Here is a 15,126-nt window from a genome sequence, read left to right on the forward strand (position 1 = left end):
CGGCCGGAGTACGTCCGCGTCGCATGACGCCGAACGCAAGCAGGGACCAGTACGTCGGTGCAGCTGACCTATGCAACACGGCGAAGCGCATGCCGAGTTGGGCGACGACATCGGGCCCTCCTCCCCGCAGGTAGCCCGCATTGTCAAGAACGGAGTCACCGAGAAGGATGACGTGTCCCGGCGCCTGCGTTCCCACGGACTGGGTACTGGCAGGTTGCGCACAAGCCGTCAGCCCGGTCGCAGCTGTGATGCTGAGCGCCGTTCGGCGAGGCAAAAGGGAGCTTCGTGGAACGGTTATCATGCTCCTCCTGACAGATGGGCTGGCTAGTTAAGCAACACCCGGCGAGCAGATAGGAACGCGTCGCCGGCCGGAGGGTTGGCTCGGCCGCAGCCGCGACTGTGGGCTGCGCCGGACCCAGGCAAGCGCGACTGCACTGCCCTGCAACGACCGATGAGGACGCAGTGCCTATGCGCAACCCAAGCGATGCCATCGCACCCGCAGAACCCGGCGGTCAGCAGGCAGTAGCGTGGCGTTCCTGCACGACGCCGAGCACCTCGCTGGGGTCACGTGACCACCACCGCCGGGACAGAACCTCAATCTCGACCGGACCCCGGTAGCCTGCGGCCTCAGCCATGGCGCGCAGGCGCGGAATATCGATCACGCCGTCACCCGGCATACCGCGATCAGGGGCGAGATCGGTCGTGGGCACCAGCCAGTCGCTGGCCTGGAACATGGCAATGCGGCCCTGCGCCCGCGCAATCTGACGCGCGAGGTCTGGATCCCACCAGACCTGCCACACATCCATGACCACGCCCAAGCCCCAGCCCAGTTCGTCACATAAGTCAATCGCCTGGGCCAGGGTGGAAAGCACCGAGCGGTCGGCGCAGGCCACCGGGTGTTGTGGCTCGAGCGCAAGCATCACGCCAGCGGCACGCGCCTCGTCCAGAATCTCGGCCAGCCCGTCCCGCACCATGTCCCGCGCGCCTTCCAGGTCCCTGGAACCCGGCGGAAGGCCGCCGGACACGATGACGAGGCTGGCAGCACGCAGCGCATGCGCCTCCGCAATAGCGCGCCGGTTGTCCTTGATCGCGGCACGGCGGCCAGCTGCATCGGCAGCGGTGAACATGCCGCCGCGACAAAGACTGCTGACCGCCAGGCCCGCCTCGCGGATCCGCCGAGCTGCGCGCTCCGCCCCGCCCGCATCCGCCAGCGCATCCCGCCAGGGAGAGATGGCAGAGATGCCGCGGCGGGAGCAGCCGTCTGCGCACTCGGCGAGCCCCCATCGCTCCCGGACGGTGGCAGTGTTGAGCGAGAGCGGCCCCGGTCGCGGCATTGATGCATTCCCTGTGCGGCAGGCAGGCTCGCGGCCGCCGCGAAGCGTCCTGAAGGTTCAATCCACCGACTTGAAGCCTCCGCTCACCTCCAGGAGGGCGCCAGTGACGAAGCTGCCGTCGGCGGCCAGGAACACATAGGCCGGCGCGATCTCCTCCGGCTGCCCGGCGCGGCCGAGCATGGTGAAGGTGCCGAATTGTCCGACCGTTTCCGGGGAGGAGGTGGCGATCGCCGGCGTCCAGAAGGGGCCCGGCAGGACGGCATTGACCCGCACGCCACGCTCCGCCAATTCCAACGCGAGGGACTTGGTGAACACATTCACCGCGCCCTTGCTGCTGGAATAGGCGAGGGACCCCTTCTTGCCGAGGATCGAGGTAGTGGACGAGGTGTTGATGATGCAGCCGCCGACCTTCTCCAGATGGGGCAGGGCTGCCTTGGCCATCAGCATGTAGGCGATGATATTAGTCTCGAAGACCAAGCGTAGCCCGTCGGCCTCGATCTGCTCCAGCGTTCCGTCGCCGTCGAAATAGGCGGCGTTGTTCACCAGCACGTCGAGGCGCCCGAAGGCGCCAGCCGCTTCCGCCACCAAGCGCCTGCGGTCCGCTTCCACCGTCACATCGACCATCATCGGCAGGCATCGCCGTCCCGTCTGCTCCACAAGGCGCCGGGTCTCGGCCGCGTCGCCCTCGCTATGGTTGAAGGCAAAGGCTATGTCGGCGCCTTCCAACGCAAAGGCGATCGCAACGGCGCGGCCGATGCCGGAATCAGCTCCGGTGATCAACGCGGCCTTGCCCGAGAGCTTGCCTGCCGCCCGATAGTTCGAGAGGTCGGTATCGGGCTGGAGGCGCATGCGGGCTTGGTCGCCCGGCGCGGCTTGGTCATGGTCAACGGCCAGCGCCTGCGGGGCGGGGCGTCGCTCGTGCTCGCTCATGCCATCTCTCTTTCGGTTCTAGATGACCCAGACGACCGGGGCGACCAAGGTGGTCAGCGCCAGCCAGTGACACCGGTTCCACGCGGGGTGCCTTGTCGCGGGCGCAGGCTGACAGCACGCTGGTGAAGGCGCTGGGCCCGGGCGTTCTGGCGGCGGCAATGCTGGAGGCGGGGCGCTACGGCACCATCAATGAACTCGCCGTAGCCGAAAGGATCAAGGCTCTTGTCGGGATCCGGGGTGATGGGCCCCATCACCCCGGATCCCGACAAGAGCCTCAACATTAATCCCGTACAGCATGCTCAAGCGCCGCGGTCGGGCACATGCGCAAGCTGGCAAAAGTACCCGGCCGGGCACCCGCTTCTTCGAGCACAAGACATTCCGGTACGCCGCGTAGCTCAAGGCCACCCAGGCCGGATCACTTGGAAGCGAGCGTAGTGTCCTGTCCGCTGTTCGCGGCCTTCAGTCCAGGCTGGCTAGCCTCGGCTTTGGCACGGATCGCCTGGTTCATCACCAGCAGTCCCGCGGAGAGCCTCGCCAAGTAGCGTGCGGCCCGCACCCGCACTGCCTCCTGTCCATCCTCATCCTTTGGAAGCGTACAGCCTGCGAGGGTGATGGCGGTACCGACAATGCGCGCCTCAAGCGCCGCGATCGCGTCATCGCTGGACTGTGTCTTATGAAACTCTTCGTCTGCCAGATTCCCGGCCCGGTCGATCTCAACCTCCACCTTGTCTCCGTCTGTGAGTACCGAGGCGATCTCCTTCGGCGGGTCCGGCTCCTCCCCAGCCAGCATCGCCATCAGACCGATTGAGGCAACCAGCGTGTGAATTGGACCTCCATCCCCGCCCCTTGCGGCGAAGGCGCCGAATGCCACCGCCAGGGCGGCCTCGCCGAGCACCTCCCCGCTCTCTGCATCCATCCGGGCGAGCGGCGTCGCCTCTTTGTCTCCCCAGGGCGTCTCCTCACTGCCATCCAGCAGAATCGGTAGGCTGCCGTCTGCGACTGCCTTGGCAACCAACGCCAGTGCCTGGTGGATGTCAGGAGAGGTTGACGGCGCCATAAAGGGCTCCTGGATGCGCGAATCAGTCCACCACACCTAGGTAGGGCGACCGTCGCCAGCAACACATCGCCCACAGACAGTCCCTTATCGGCCCGCTCTGGGTGGCTTTGCGTCAGGCAGCGTGACGGAACGTTAGGTTCTGGAAGAAGCTGCGCGGGCACCGTCAACTTGGCAGGGGTTACCCGCTTGCCCCCGGGTCCGGTAGATATTCGGAATGAAATCGTCAGCCGCCAGCCCCCTCTATGCCGGGTTCCGCTTTCCCGCTGAGGTCATCAGCCACGCGGTTTGGTTGTATTTTCGCTTCCCCCTCAGCCTGCGCATGGTCGAGGCGATGCTGGCGGCACGTGGCATCTTGGTCAGCCACGAGACGGTGCGACAGTGGGCGCTTAAGTTCGGCCAGGAGTTCGCCAACCAGATCCGGCGGAGACTCCCCTGTGCTGGTGACAAGTGGCATCTCGACGAGGTGGCTATCAAGATCGCCGGGGTAAAGCACTGGCTGTGGCGTGCCGTAGATCAGGCCGGGATGGTGCTCGACGTGCTGGTCCAGAGCCGGCGCGACAAGAGGGCGGCGAAGCGCCTGCTGCGGAAGTTGTTGAAGCAGCAATGCCGGGCGCCCCGCATCATGATCACCGACAAGCTCCCGAGTTATGGGGCGGCCAAGCGGGAGGTGATGCCCGGTGTCGAGCACCGCCAGCATAAAGGCCTGAACAACCGGGCCCAGAATTCACACCAGCCGACGCGCCGACGAGAGCGGCAGATGAAGCGCTTCAAGTCAGCGCGGCAGCCACAACGCTTTCTCTCCGCCCACGATCAGATCGCCAACCTCTCCCATCTTCGCCGCGACCACGTCTCCGCCAGTGAACACCGAGCCGCAAGGGTGCGGGCGTTCGAGATGTGGGCGGAGATCAGCAGGGTTGCTGTAGCAGCCTAAAGTCCCTGCCCGCATCGTCCTCAGCTTGCCAGCTCGCTCGGCCTGAAGGCGACAAGTTGACGGTGCCCTCTGGGCAGTTCGCTGGTACCTCATGTTCCCGATCAGCTATCGTGATCTCGAGCTCATGCTGCAGGACCGCGGTGTTGACCTCGCACACACCACCATCTTTCGCCGGATCCAAGCCTATGCACCGGAGCTGGAGCGGCGGCTCCGGCCCCATCTGTGTATGTCCAACGGACCGTGGAGAGTCGATGAGACCTATGTTCGGGTGAAAGGCCGCTGGATGTACCTGTATCGCGCGGTCGACAGTCGTGGGCAGACGATCGACTTCCTGCTCTCGGCCAAGCGCGACGCGGAGGCTGCCAAGCGCTTCTTTCGCAAGGCACTCGGGCAGCCGCATACGGTGAACCCGCGCACGATCACGGTGGACAAGAACCCAGCTTACCCGTGCGCCACGGCGGAGATGAAGGCAGACGACGAGCTGTGGCGCTTCAGCCGGCTACGACAATGCAAGTTCCTCAATAACATTGTGGAACAAGACCATCGGCGCGTTAAACGCCTGGTCAGACCGGGGCTCGGCTTCGGTGGCTTCTGGACGGCACGACGAACACTGGCGGGCTACGAGGTGATGGCGATGATGAGAAAGGGCCAGGTGCGGAGGGTTGGCGGGCGCGACATGCGGGCACAGGCCAACTTCATCGCCGACCTGTTCGATGTCGCCGCCTGATCTGGAGCCTGTCGCGCCCATTCACAACCTGCCGCAAACTTTGCAACACAACCCTCCTCGTCGTCCTCATCGCCTATGGCAAGCACCCGAACGACGGAGCGGGGACCGTCGCCATGGGACGGATCTCCGCCGAGGAAGCCCTGCTGGTCTGCCTCGCGGGCGGGATCTGGGGCATCTTCAACGGCTCCGTGTCCGTGATGATCGGCTTCGCGCCGATCTTCCTAGTCGGCGAGGGGCGCAGCACCGCCGAGGCCGGGCTGCTCGTAGGCACCGCGATCTGGTTATCCGCGGCGTCGGTCCAGGCAGGGGGCCTGCTCGGTCAGGCTCGGGGGCGACACACTGCCCTCATGGCGGCCGGAGCCTTGGGTTGGGCCGGCTGCCTCGCGCTGCTCGCTTCGGGAACCGGAGTGTCCGGTGCGGCCATCATCGGGGCCGGTCTGGTCCTCGGCCTGCCCGTCGGGGTCATCCTGGCCATACCCGCCCAGGCACTTCGCCCTGAGAGCCGGGCGATTGGCATGGGGCTGTTCTATACTTGGCTCTACATCGGCAACGGTGCCCTGCCGCCCGCGGCTGGATGGCTGCAGGACGGGACCAGCAGCGCCGCGACTCCGTTGTTTCTCACTGCTGTGCTGGTGGCAGCGATGTTGCCGCTCTACATGCTGTTCCAGGCCATTCGGCAGAGGCAAGCCGCCGCTCTGCCGAGATCAGTCGAGGCCTGAGCCATCAGCGGCCGCGGCACGCCTTCATAATTCAAGGACCGTTTTGGTGGCCAATTCTATCAGCCGCCCCCGCTTGGGGTGGAAACCGTCATTGAGGTCCCGCCCGCGTCAAACGTCAAAGGAGGTCAGGATGGGGCAGGGCCCGATGCTGCCCTCGCCGCACTTCCTTGCCAGCCGGCGGAGGGCATCTCGGGCCCGATGAAGGTCGGCAATCTTGGCGTCGAGCGCCTCGATGCGGGCCTTCGCAAGCTCACGGGCACGGCTGCGGTCTTCACTAGCATCCAGATCGAGGAGTTCCCTGATCTCCTCGAGCGTAAACCCCGCTGTCTGCGCCTGCCGGACGAACCGCAGGCGGCGCACGTCTTCCCGGCCGTAGTGCCGGATCCCGTCCCCTCGCGCAGGCGTCCTGAGCAGGCCCTTGCGCTGGTAGAACCGGATCGTCTCGACGCCTACGCCACCGGCGGCGGCAAGCTCGCCGATGGTCAGCGATTGGCCTCCGTGAGGCTCACTGACAGGCGGTAATCGAACCCCTTGACTCCGTACCATAGTACGCACCCTATATCAGCGCCGACTGGATCTCAAGGAGACCGAACATGTCGGCGACAACCACCCTCTCACCTGCACCAAGCCGCCCCGCGGTGGCCAAAAAGGCGGTCATCCACCGCATGGTGATGCCGCACCACACCTGCCCCTACGGCCTCAAGGCCAAGGACCTGCTGGAGCGCTCCGGCTACGAGGTCGAGGACCACCATCTCTCCACGCGCGAGGGGACCGACGCCTTCAAGGCTGAACATGGGGTCGCAACGACACCCCAGGTCTTCATCGGTGGCGAGCGCATCGGCGGCTACGACGACCTGCGCAGGTTCCTGGGCAAGCCCGTCGCGGATCCGAAGGCGACGACTTACCGCCCAGTCGTCGCGCTATTCGCCATGACCGCGCTAATGGCCATGGCGGCGAGCCACGCCGTGACAGGGAGCGCGTTCACCGTCCGCGCGGCCGAGTGGTTCATCGGCTTCTCGATGGTCGTGCTGGCGCTGCTGAAGCTCCAGAATATCGAGGGCTTCTCAACGATGTTCCTGAACTACGACATGCTTGCCAAGCGGTGGGTGCCCTACAGCTACATCTACCCCTTTGCCGAAGGGCTGGCGGGCGTGCTGATGGTCGCGGGCGCGCTCACCTGGCTATCGGTGCCGATAGCCCTGTTCGTTGGCACGGTAGGTGCCGTCTCGGTGTTCAAGGCTGTCTACATCGACCGACGCGAGCTCAAGTGCGCCTGCGTCGGCGGCTCCAGCAATGTCCCCCTCGGCGTCATCTCGCTTACCGAGAACCTGATGATGATCGCCATGGCGGTGTGGATGGCGCTTGCCGCGTTCGGCCTGCCGGTCGGTGCGGGCCACGCGATGTAACCCGGCGCCCTGCGCCTCGCTCAGCTTTCAGGAGTTCACATGCCTTCCGAACAGACGGGCCAGCCTGGGGTCTCTCCGGGCGGCCGCGAGTTTGGCCTATCTCTCCTCGTAATAGCGACGGCGCAGCTGATGCTCGTGCTGGACGACACCATCGCGAACATCGCCCTGCCGAGCATCCAGCGTGAGCTGGCTGTCACGGCGACGACGCTGCCGTGGATCGTCAACGCCTACGTCCTCGCCTTCGGCAGCCTGCTGCTGTTCGGCGGCCGGGTCGGCGACCTTTTCGGGCGACGCCGGGTGCTGCGGGTGGGTCTCGGGGTGTTCACGCTCGCCTCCCTGCTTGGCGGCCTGGGCACGAGCCCGGAGATGCTGATCGGCGCCCGCGGCCTGCAGGGCCTCGGGGCGGCACTGGTCGCACCGAACGTGCTGGCCTCGATCGCCACCACCTTCCCGGTGGGCAAGCCCCGCAACTCCGCCATGGCGGTCTATGCGGCCATGTCCGCGGTGGGCATCACCGCCGGGGTCCTGCTCGGCGGCGTCCTGACCGGAATGCTGAACTGGCGTTGGGTCTTCTTCATCAACATCCCTATCGGCCTGGCGGTGCTCGCCGGCACTGGGACCCTCGCTGAGGGCAAGCGCAACACCGGACGCCTCGATACCCCTGGCGCGATCAGCGGCACCGGCGCGATGGTCGCGCTCGCCTACGGCATCACCCGGGGCGGGGAGCATGGCTGGGGTGATGCCGTAACCCTGGGCGCCCTCGTCCTCGCGGCCGTGCTGGCGGCGCTGTTCCTGTGGCTCCAGAGTGGCCGCCAGAACCCGATGCTGCCGCTCGGGCTGCTCCGCGATCGGAACCGGTCGGGGTCCTATGTGGCCGTGCTGTTCATCGGCGGCGGACTGATGGCCACGTACTACCTGCTGACGCTCTACATGCAGCAGGTCCTGCAGTTCAGCCCCGTGATGGCGGGTTTCGCCTCGCTGCCTGTCAGCGTCGGCATCGTCCTCTCGGCGGGCATCAGCTCCAAGCTGGTCGAGCGCTTCCCACCGCGCGCCATAGCGGTTCCGGGCCTGCTGGTAGCGGCCGTGGGCCTGTACTGGCTCTCGATGCTGACGGCGGAATCCTCGTACGCCGGGCACGTTCTGCCCGCGCTCTTCGTCACCTACTTCGGGCTGGGGATGGGCTTCATGCCGATGACGCTCACAGCCGTCCACAGCGTCGCCGAGGAGCAGGCCGGTGTCGCCTCGGCTTTGCTCAACACGGCACAGCAGATCGGTGCGGCGCTCGGGCTTGCGGTGCTGGCGACCATCTCGACATCGGCGGCCAATGAGCGGCTGCCCGACGCAGGCAGGATCCTCCAGGAGGGCCTCGCAGGCAACGACCCGGGCGCCGTGGCGACGGCCAGTGCGGCGCTGAGCCACGGCTACACCATAGGCTTCGTCGCCGGGGCTGGGATGCTGCTGATTGCCGCTGTCATTGCGGCCGCGGCCGTTACTACCAAGCGCACGCAAGGCGCGGCGATGCTCAGTGTTGGGGAATGATCCCCCGCACGGATCGGCGGGCGCTCTGCCGGAGCTCCGCCGGAGCGCCGAGGCCCTGCGGGCACGACCCTAGTTTTTAGCCCAGCGCGACGCTGTTGCGGCTGGGCTCCGTGCTGCCAGACGAGGAGCGACGTCTGCTGATGCCGAAAATCAGCTACTCGATGGGCGAACGGCGAATGGCTGCTTCCACCGAGCCACCGCCTGAGAGCAGCCCGTCCGCTTTCGGCCAACTTCAGCCGTTCCCACGGGTGACAGCAGGCTTGTCAGAACTCGGTTTCCGAGACCAGAGGCAAATGCCTGTGCCGATCACATGCGGTAAGCCCCGCGCCCCGCAAGTTCGCCGCTGGCCCTCTGCAGGGCGGCGATGCGGGCTTGGGCGAAGGTGGCGAAGAGCATCCGGCAGCCCCTTCATAGTACGCTTTCGTACTCTCAAAGCGCTGGCAGGCCGCCATCAGCGCCGGTAAGGCAACTCGCCCGTGCCAAGCCCGAACAGCCGGTCATGAGCGCGGCGCGTGACGCCGTAGCACTCGCAGGAGGCGTTCTCGAGGCCGTCCCGGTCGGTGATGGTGATGCGGCCGCCGCTGTAGCGGATCAGCCCTGCTTTCTGCAGCACGCCGGCCGCGACCGTGACCCCGGCGCGGCGAACCCCCAGCATCATGCCGAGGATCTCGTGGGTTATCGGGAAGGTGTCTACCCCGGCCCGGTCGTGCGCCATCAGCAGCCAGCGGACGAGGCGATCGTCGGTGTGGTGGCGCCCATTGCAGGCTCCGGTGCGCGCCACCTGTCCGTGGTGGACCAGGGCATACCGGTTCAGCAGGCGCCGTAGCGATGGCAACTGCTCCAGCATCTCCCGAAAGGTGGAGGCCGACATCCGAAGGGCCGTACCGGGCATCTGGACGAGGCCCTCCAGGTCATCCTGATCGTCGTCCAGGAGGAGCGGCAGCCCGACGATGCCCTCATACCCGACGATGCCGACTTCGGCGCCGTCGCCATCCTCCAGCGTGGCTATCATGGAGACCATCCCGGTCTCGACGAAGTAGACCGCCTGCATTGGCTGTTCAGGGACCTGCAGCACATCCCGGAAGTTCAGCGCGACCGGCTCTAGCTGCGGCCACAGCTCGGCCAGGTCCGCTGGCGGCAGAGCCTGGAGAAGGCGATTGCAGGTGCTGGGTGGTGCAGGATCGGACATGAGACACGGCTCCTCGCAGGACATTGCGGGAGCACGGGCCTCTCTCAGTCATCCGTGGGCAGGGAAGAACGGACGATGCATCGGCGCTATGCTGTTCGGTCCGAGTTGTCTGTACGGTAGTTGCATCGGCAGCGGGCGATGAGCACGAACTTCTCTTCACATGCGATAAGTCCCGCGCAGCGCGGGTCAGCGGACTGCATCAAATACTTCTGTCACACGCCGCCTGACACCGACATCTTCGTCGAAACGGATACTGAAAATCACTGGGACACCGGCGAACTGACCTCAGCTGGAAAACAGGCTTTTGCCAGATCAGGCCTTGGCAGTCCTCACGCCGCAGCAGAATGGCGAGCGCAGTGATGGCACGACGGAGGTGAAGCAGTTGACGACGGTTGGCGCAAACTGCCGCGCCACTGGCCCGATCCATGCAACAGCGTCGTCGCGGGCCAGGAATCCCGACCCGGTTTAGCGCCGCCGCACAATCACAGTTTCGAGCGGCCGTAGCGCCGCCCATCACTGGGGCTGGGCCGCTGCGTAAGCTCCCTCCGTGAGGCGGCACTAAGTCGCCCGCGGGAGGCAAGCACCATGAAACGATATGGCATGACCCGGCGCGCGGCGCTGCGGGCAAGCGTGGCGGGCGCAGCCGGGGCCGCGCTGCCCGTTTTTAACGTTCATAGTCAGGGTTCAGCGGGGGTACTCCGCTGCGCTTTTTGGGAACACTGGGTGCCCGCGGGCAACGACATCATCCGCGAACTCTGTGAGGAATGGGGCGCCAAGAACCGGGTCGAGGTGAAGATCGACCGCTTGGTCTCTGCCGGCAACCAAATCCTGCTGACTATCGCCTCCCAGGCGCTATCGCGGAGCGGCCACGACATTATCGCCATGCCAACCTGGGAGCCTTCCTCCCACGCCCGGCTGCTAGAGCCGGTCGACGACGTGGTCGGTCGCCTTCAGCAGAAATATGGCCCCGTCAACCCGGCGGCCGAATACCTGGCGCGGCGCGACGGCGCCTGGCGCGCCGTGCCCGCCGTTGCCGGCAGCCAAATCAAGTCCGCTTGCATTCGCTATGACTTGTTCCAGGAGCATGCCGGAATCGATATTCGCGCGATGTGGCCGGCGAAAGCGGAGCGCGGCCCGGGCGCCGAAACCTGGAACTGGGATGCCTTCCTGAAGGCGGCGGAGAAGTGCAACGCCGCGGGCTATCCCTTCGGCCTGCCCATGGGTCAGTATTCTGACGCGGTTGATTGGGTGGGCGCCCTGTTCCGCAGCTTCGGTGCCAGCATGATGGATGCCGAGGGGCGGGTGACGGTGCGCGGCAACAATAAGCTGAAACAAGCCGTCGAATATCTCGTCCGGCTTTCGAAGCACCTACCGAACGACGTCTGGGCCTGGGATGATGCAGCGAACAACCGCGCGCTGATCTCCGGCAAGTCGGCTCTGATCTTCAACCCGCCCTCCGCGTGGGCGGTGGCAAAGCGAGATGCGCCGCAGGTTGCCGAGAAATGCTGGTACGCGCCCTTCCCGAGCGGAGTTGAGGGCCGGTTCGCCCCATTCTTGCCGTTCTTCTGGGGCATTTGGAGCTTCGCGCGGAATAAGACCGCGGCGAAGTCGCTGGTTGAATTCCTGTCTGACCGGCAGAGCGCGGAGCGGCAGTCGACGGCGACCTCGGGTTTCGACATCCCACCCTTCCAGAGCATGTCCGACTTCCAGATCTGGGAAACCGAGGGGCCGCCGAAGGGCTTCGCTTACAACTACCCTGACAAGCCGCATCAACAGAGTCAGCTGACCGTCGCCTTCGCACCTGCGCCGGCGGACATCGCGGTGCAGGCCTATGTACAGGCCATCAGCACGAAGATGGTCGCCCGCGTAGCACAGGGCGGACAGACCATCGACGAGGCCATGTCCTGGACCGAGGGCGAACTCAAAAATTTTGCACGCGGCTGAGCAGGGCTGCTCAACGGTGGTCGGGAGGGGCCAAGCTGTGAACCATCATCGGGAGACCGTCGCATGATTGGGGCTCGACCGTTATGGCGCTGAATGACGTCACGCGGGCAGTCCTCTTGGCGACAGCATTCGCGCTAAAATGCCGGCAACCAGCAGCATCGCTTTGATCTGACTCGAAATCAGAGTTGAAAAAATACCCCAGGCTTTTCCGCTGATGGGAGTCTCTCCCAGCCAAGGATGTTGCGACCCCAACTTGTGCGACGGTCCCGATAAAGCTCGCCGTCGAACTCATGACGTCAAGTTCGGCGTGAGCGCTGGCAGAACCGCGATCGCCGCCCTGGAGGACAAGCTCGTCCAGGGCGCGACGGCTCGGGCATCGTTAGGCCGCCAGGGTCTCCACCTTTCCGGTCAGGACGGCCAGTTCCTCGGCGCTCAAGGTTTCCTTGGCCAGGAGTTCCTTCGCACTCCGGTGCAGGATGTCGATCCGCTCCTCCAGAATGTCGGAGGCCTGCCCGAATGCCCTCTGAACCAACTTCTGGACCAGCCGGTCGATGGCCTGGGCTGTCGCCTCGCTATAGACCCGCTGCGGCTGCTCAAAGGCAGGCGGCGGCGCGCCAAGGAAGCTACGCTGCTCGCGCTCGAAAGTGACCGGCCCCAGTTCCTCGGCCATACCGAAGCGCGTGACCATGGCGCGGGCGATGTCGGTGACCCGCTGCAGGTCGTCCGCCGCGCCGGTCGAAATGCGGCTGAATACCAGCACCTCCGCTGCGCGGCCGCCCAGGAGTACAGCCATCTTGTTCTCCAACTCCTCTCTGCTCATCAGGAACCGGTCCTCGGTGGGGCGCTGGATCGTGTATCCCAGCGCACCCACGCCCCGGGGAATGATAGAGACCTTGTGGACGGGGTCCGTGCCGGGCAACGAGAGCGCGACCAAGGCATGCCCCATCTCATGATAGGCGACCGTCTCCCGCTCCTGCGGACTCAGCACACGGGTCTTGCGGGCGAGACCCGCCACCACCCGTTCTACGGCCTCGTTGATGTCGGACATGTCGACCTGATCTGCACTACGCCGGGTCGCGAGCAGCGCCGCCTCGTTGACGACATTGGCCAGATCCGCCCCGGTCAGTCCGGGCGTCAACTCGGCCAGCCGCTCGGCGGTTACTACGGGTGCTGCCTTGATACGCTTGAGGTGGAGCTGGAGGATGGCAGCGCGAGCGGGCTTGTCCGGGCGGTCCACCAGCACCTGCCGGTCGAACCGGCCGGCCCGCATCAGCGCGGGATCCAGCACCTCAGGACGGTTGGTGGCGGCTAGCAGGACGACGCCGGTGCGGGGATCGAAACCATCTAGTTCGACCAGGAGCTGATTCAGGGTCTGCTCCTTCTCGTCATGGCCGCCGAGGCCATAGGCGCCGCGGGCTCGGCCGAGCGCATCCAGCTCATCGATGAAGATGATGGCCGGCGCCTTGTCGCGCGCCTGCTCGAAGAGATCCCGGACACGGGCCGCGCCGACACCCACAAACATCTCCACGAACTCCGAGCCGGAGATGGAGAAGAAGGGAACGCCAGCCTCGCCCGCCACGGCACGTGCGAGCAGCGTCTTGCCCGTGCCGGGTGGACCCACGAGGAGCACGCCCTTGGGCACGCGCGCGCCCAGACGTCCATAGCCCTCTGGATCTTTCAGGAAGGCGACGATCTCCTTCAGCTCATCCTTCGCCTCGTCGGCGCCGGCCACGTCGGCGAAGGTGGTCCTGGTGTCGGTCTCAACATAGATCTTCGCGCGGGACCGGCCGATCGACATCAGCCCGCCATCCATTCCGAGATTGGCGACGGCTCGCCGCCAACCGTATGCCCAGAGGAGAAAGAAACCGACGGTCGGGAGGAGCCACGACAACAGGTTCGACCAGAAAGTGCTTGGCACCACCCCGGTGAACTTGACACCCGCAGCTTCCAGGTCCTTCGCGATGTCCTCGGGCACCGCAGTAGTCTCGAACAGCCTTCGGCCGTCTGAAGTTGGCGTCCTCAGCTCGCCGAACAGGTGAGAGCCAGAAACCTGAACGGACGCGACCTTGTGCTCGCGAACCAGCTGACGAAAGTCGCTGTAGGGAATCTGCTGAACGGCTTGGCTGGCGGCCCACCAGCTCTGCAGAAAGGTGATCACGATGAAGGCTGCGATCCAGTAACCGGCATGCGCACCCAACTGCTGCTTGTTCGGCTTACGCCCGTCTGGATGCAGCTGAAGCACCTGCGAGAACCAGTCACGAGCCCGGTTCAGCCAAGCGGTGCCCGACTGCGCCGGCGGCTTCGCCCTCGTGACCTCGGGAGCATCGCTTGGCATATTTGTCCTCCTTTCAGTGCCTGGGTTGGTCCGCCCACTTGGCTCGCAGCGGCCTCGTCAGGACGGCACCATTGCCGGCAACGAAAGCGCGCTCCGTCCTCCCTCTGGACAAGGAGGCGTCTGTGAACGCCTCCTCCGCCCTTCGACACGGTCACGGCGTCCTCGCCTCACGCCGCCTCGGCGAGACGCGGCGAGCCCGTCCGCCGCACCTCCAGCCCGTCCGGTCCAGCGGTCACCCGCAGTTGCTCGCCGTCATGGATGCGGCCTTCCAGCAGTAGGTTCGCCAGCTGGTCCTGCAGGTTGCGCTGGATCACCCGCTTCAGAGGCCGGGCACCATAGGCGGGGTCGTAGCCGGCTTCCGCCAGCCATTCGCGCGCCTTGTCGTCCAGCAGCAGGGCGATCTTGCGGTCCTCCAGAAGCCGGCGGAGACCAGCCAGCTGGATGTCGACGATGGAGGCCATGTCGCTCCGCGCGAGGCGGCGGAACAGCACGATCTCGTCCAGCCGGTTGAGGAATTCCGGCCGGAAGCGCTCGCGCACCGCACGCATCACCGCCGGCCGCGCCGCCTCGATATCGGCGGTCCCGGGCAGTTCGGCGATGGCCTGGCTGCCGAGATTGCTGGTCAGCACGATGATGGTGTTGCGGAAATCGACCGTCCGTCCCTGGCCATCCGTCAGCCGCCCGTCGTCGAGCACCTGGAGCAGGATGTTGAAGACATCCTCATGCGCCTTCTCGACCTCGTCGAAGAGGATGACCTGATAGGGGCGCCGCCGGATCGCCTCGGTCAGCGCGCCACCCTCGTCATAGCCGACATAGCCGGGAGGGGCGCCGACCAGACGGGAGACGGCGTGCTTCTCCATGTACTCGGACATGTCGATGCGCGTCATCGCCCGCTCGTCGTCGAAGAGGAAGGCGGCGAGCGACTTCACCAGCTCCGTCTTGCCGACGCCCGTGGGGCCGAGGAAGAGGAAGCTGCCGATCGGCCGGTTCGGGTCCTGCAAGCCGGCGCGGGCGC

At 65.8% G+C, this 15,126-nt stretch carries 13 protein-coding genes and 1 pseudogene; 7 read left to right on the forward strand and 7 right to left on the reverse strand.

The window, feature by feature from the left end; translation table 11 throughout:
- Positions 1-512: 512 nt before the first annotated feature.
- The 3 genes from EP26_RS23840 to EP26_RS23850 all read right to left on the reverse strand — a co-directional run bounded on the left by EP26_RS23840 (position 513) and on the right by EP26_RS23850 (position 3,321).
- Positions 513-1,334 (reverse strand): sugar phosphate isomerase/epimerase family protein, encoded by an 822-nt coding sequence (locus tag EP26_RS23840; RefSeq protein WP_043342329.1) that lies wholly within the window; start codon positions 1,332-1,334, stop codon positions 513-515.
- Between the two features lie 57 nt (positions 1,335-1,391).
- Entirely contained in the window at positions 1,392-2,264 is an 873-nt protein-coding gene (locus tag EP26_RS23845) for an SDR family oxidoreductase (protein ID WP_043342330.1), read from the reverse strand.
- A gap of 415 nt (positions 2,265-2,679) precedes the next feature.
- Complete coding sequence (locus EP26_RS23850; RefSeq protein ID WP_043342331.1) at positions 2,680-3,321, reverse strand: hypothetical protein; 642 nt, start codon at positions 3,319-3,321, stop codon at positions 2,680-2,682.
- 214 nt (positions 3,322-3,535) lie between these two features.
- Between EP26_RS23850 and EP26_RS23855 the strand changes: the two genes are divergently transcribed.
- The 3 genes and pseudogenes from EP26_RS23855 (at position 3,536) to EP26_RS23865 (ending at position 5,698) form a co-directional block, all read left to right on the forward strand.
- Entirely contained in the window at positions 3,536-4,252 is a 717-nt protein-coding gene (locus tag EP26_RS23855) for an IS6 family transposase (protein ID WP_043342332.1), read from the forward strand.
- A 67-nt stretch (positions 4,253-4,319) separates the two neighbouring features.
- Positions 4,320-4,979, forward strand: a pseudogene (locus EP26_RS23860) (IS6 family transposase); the annotation flags it as partial.
- Positions 4,980-5,092: 113 nt separating this feature from the next.
- Positions 5,093-5,698: an MFS transporter gene (locus tag EP26_RS23865; RefSeq protein ID WP_052389598.1), complete on the forward strand. Its 606-nt coding sequence runs from the start codon at positions 5,093-5,095 to the stop codon at positions 5,696-5,698.
- A 108-nt stretch (positions 5,699-5,806) separates the two neighbouring features.
- Here the strand turns inward: EP26_RS23865 and EP26_RS23870 are convergent, their stop codons facing one another.
- Positions 5,807-6,244 carry a MerR family transcriptional regulator gene (locus tag EP26_RS23870; RefSeq protein WP_043342333.1) on the reverse strand — a complete coding sequence of 146 codons (438 nt, stop codon included), beginning with the start codon at positions 6,242-6,244 and terminating at the stop codon, positions 5,807-5,809.
- A gap of 47 nt (positions 6,245-6,291) precedes the next feature.
- Between EP26_RS23870 and EP26_RS23875 the strand changes: the two genes are divergently transcribed.
- Together EP26_RS23875 and EP26_RS23880 are read left to right on the forward strand one after the other, a co-directional pair.
- Positions 6,292-7,104: a MauE/DoxX family redox-associated membrane protein gene (locus tag EP26_RS23875; protein WP_052389599.1), complete on the forward strand. Its 813-nt coding sequence runs from the start codon at positions 6,292-6,294 to the stop codon at positions 7,102-7,104.
- A gap of 39 nt (positions 7,105-7,143) precedes the next feature.
- A complete protein-coding gene (locus EP26_RS23880; RefSeq protein ID WP_043342334.1) occupies positions 7,144-8,643 on the forward strand; it encodes an MFS transporter in 1,500 nt (499 codons plus the stop codon).
- Between the two features lie 451 nt (positions 8,644-9,094).
- On the opposite strand, the gene EP26_RS23885 is transcribed toward EP26_RS23880, so the two are convergent.
- Positions 9,095-9,832 (reverse strand): Crp/Fnr family transcriptional regulator, encoded by a 738-nt coding sequence (locus EP26_RS23885; protein WP_043342335.1) that lies wholly within the window; start codon positions 9,830-9,832, stop codon positions 9,095-9,097.
- A 138-nt stretch (positions 9,833-9,970) separates the two neighbouring features.
- Here EP26_RS23885 and EP26_RS35220 point away from each other — a divergent pair, with 138 nt between their 5' ends.
- On the forward strand, positions 9,971-10,192 hold the full coding sequence (locus EP26_RS35220) for a hypothetical protein (RefSeq protein ID WP_157033719.1): 222 nt from the start codon (positions 9,971-9,973) through the stop codon (positions 10,190-10,192).
- 225 nt (positions 10,193-10,417) lie between these two features.
- Positions 10,418-11,776, forward strand: a complete 1,359-nt coding sequence (locus EP26_RS23890) for an ABC transporter substrate-binding protein (protein ID WP_043342336.1) — start codon at positions 10,418-10,420, stop codon at positions 11,774-11,776.
- Between the two features lie 379 nt (positions 11,777-12,155).
- On the opposite strand, the gene ftsH is transcribed toward EP26_RS23890, so the two are convergent.
- Together ftsH and EP26_RS23900 are read right to left on the reverse strand one after the other, a co-directional pair.
- Entirely contained in the window at positions 12,156-14,111 is a 1,956-nt protein-coding gene (ftsH, locus tag EP26_RS23895; protein WP_084112885.1) for an ATP-dependent zinc metalloprotease FtsH, read from the reverse strand.
- A gap of 167 nt (positions 14,112-14,278) precedes the next feature.
- On the reverse strand, positions 14,279-15,126 hold an 848-nt coding region (locus EP26_RS23900), incomplete at its 5' end, for an AAA family ATPase (RefSeq protein WP_157033720.1).

The organism is Belnapia moabensis DSM 16746, assembly GCF_000745835.1.
Taxonomy (GTDB): domain Bacteria; phylum Pseudomonadota; class Alphaproteobacteria; order Acetobacterales; family Acetobacteraceae; genus Belnapia; species Belnapia moabensis.

Excerpts from the sequence above, each read along its gene's own strand:
- EP26_RS35220 (WP_157033719.1), top strand. The coding sequence starts at position 9,971 with ATGAGCACGAACTTCTCTTCACATGCGATAAGTCCCGCGCAGCGCGGG.
- EP26_RS23865 (WP_052389598.1), top strand. The coding sequence starts at position 5,093 with ATGGGACGGATCTCCGCCGAGGAAGCCCTGCTGGTCTGCCTCGCGGGC.
- EP26_RS23845 (WP_043342330.1), bottom strand. The coding sequence starts at position 2,264 with ATGAGCGAGCACGAGCGACGCCCCGCCCCGCAGGCGCTGGCCGTTGAC.
- EP26_RS23890 (WP_043342336.1), top strand. The coding sequence starts at position 10,418 with ATGAAACGATATGGCATGACCCGGCGCGCGGCGCTGCGGGCAAGCGTG.
- EP26_RS23850 (WP_043342331.1), bottom strand. The coding sequence starts at position 3,321 with ATGGCGCCGTCAACCTCTCCTGACATCCACCAGGCACTGGCGTTGGTT.
- EP26_RS23870 (WP_043342333.1), bottom strand. The coding sequence starts at position 6,244 with ATGGTACGGAGTCAAGGGGTTCGATTACCGCCTGTCAGTGAGCCTCAC.
- EP26_RS23855 (WP_043342332.1), top strand. The coding sequence starts at position 3,536 with ATGAAATCGTCAGCCGCCAGCCCCCTCTATGCCGGGTTCCGCTTTCCC.
- EP26_RS23885 (WP_043342335.1), bottom strand. The coding sequence starts at position 9,832 with ATGTCCGATCCTGCACCACCCAGCACCTGCAATCGCCTTCTCCAGGCT.
- EP26_RS23840 (WP_043342329.1), bottom strand. The coding sequence starts at position 1,334 with ATGCCGCGACCGGGGCCGCTCTCGCTCAACACTGCCACCGTCCGGGAG.
- EP26_RS23880 (WP_043342334.1), top strand. The coding sequence starts at position 7,144 with ATGCCTTCCGAACAGACGGGCCAGCCTGGGGTCTCTCCGGGCGGCCGC.
- ftsH (WP_084112885.1), bottom strand. The coding sequence starts at position 14,111 with ATGCCAAGCGATGCTCCCGAGGTCACGAGGGCGAAGCCGCCGGCGCAG.
- EP26_RS23875 (WP_052389599.1), top strand. The coding sequence starts at position 6,292 with ATGTCGGCGACAACCACCCTCTCACCTGCACCAAGCCGCCCCGCGGTG.